The organism is Streptomyces bambusae (assembly GCF_019400985.1).
GTDB classification, from domain to species: Bacteria; Actinomycetota; Actinomycetes; order Streptomycetales; family Streptomycetaceae; genus Streptomyces; species Streptomyces bambusae_A.
This window is the reverse complement of the sequence record NZ_WTFF01000649.1, coordinates 1-1,217: the sequence shown is the minus strand read 5'-3', so window position 1 is coordinate 1,217 and position 1,217 is coordinate 1. Positions and strand designations below refer to the sequence as shown.

2 rRNA genes are annotated in these 1,217 nt (G+C 58.7%); both read left to right on the top strand.

Going from position 1 to position 1,217, the window contains the following annotated elements:
• A 16S ribosomal RNA gene (locus tag GPJ59_RS36310) occupies nt 1–53 on the top strand; the annotation flags it as partial.
• 285 nt (nt 54–338) lie between these two features.
• Nucleotides 339–1,217: ribosomal RNA gene (locus GPJ59_RS36305) — 23S ribosomal RNA — on the top strand; the annotation flags it as partial.

The window sequence follows — 1,217 nt, the reverse complement described above, 5'->3', positions numbered from 1 at the left end:
CGAAGTCGTAACAAGGTAGCCGTACCGGAAGGTGCGGCTGGATCACCTCCTTTCTAAGGAGCACAGCACCGCTTGCGAGCGAATGTCTCGCACGGTCAGCTCATGGGTGGAACGTTGATTAGTTGGCGTGAGTGACCTGAAGGTTCTCCTAGTACTGCTTCGGCGTGGAACGGATGGACGTGGATGGGACTCACGCTTGGCACGTTGTTGGGTCCTGAGGGTACGGCCGATTCGGCTGGACCTTCGACGCCGGCCCCAGTGAACTCGCCAGGTTGTCTGGTGGGGTGATGGGTGGCTGGTCGTTGCTTGAGAACTACACAGTGGACGCGAGCATCTGTGGCCAAGTTTTTAAGGGCGCACGGTGGATGCCTTGGCACCAGGAACCGATGAAGGACGTGGGAGGCCGCGATAGGCCCCGGGGAGCTGTCAACCGAGCTTTGATCCGGGGGTGTCCGAATGGGGAAACCCGGCAGTCGTCATGGGCTGTCACCCGCTGCTGAACACATAGGCAGTGTGGAGGGAACGAGGGGAAGTGAAACATCTCAGTACCCTCAGGAAGAGAAAACAACCGTGATTCCGGGAGTAGTGGCGAGCGAAACCGGATGAGGCCAAACCGTATGCGTGTGAGACCCGGCAGGGGTTGCGCATGCGGGGTTGTGGGAATGAGCTTTCACGGTCTGCCGGCTGTGAGGCGAGTCAGAAACCGTTGGTGTAGTCGAAGGACATGCGAAAGGTCCGGCGTAGAGGGTAAGACCCCCGTAGACGAAACATCAGCGGCTTGCTTGCTCATCTCCCAAGTAGCACGGGGCCCGAGAAATCCCGTGTGAATCTGGCGGGACCACCCGCTAAGCCTAAATATTCCCTGGTGACCGATAGCGGATAGTACCGTGAGGGAATGGTGAAAAGTACCGCGGGAGCGGAGTGAAATAGTACCTGAAACCGTGTGCCTACAAGCCGTGGGAGCGTCGGACGTGCTTGCACGTCTCGTGACTGCGTGCCTTTTGAAGAATGAGCCTGCGAGTTAGCGGTGTGTAGCGAGGTTAACCCGTGTGGGGAAGCCGTAGCGAAAGCGAGTCCGAACAGGGCGATCGAGTTGCACGCTCTAGACCCGAAGCGGAGTGATCTAGCCATGGGCAGGTTGAAGCGGAGGTAAGACTTCGTGGAGGACCGAACCCACCAGGGTTGAAAACCTGGGGGATGACCTGTGGTTAGGGGTG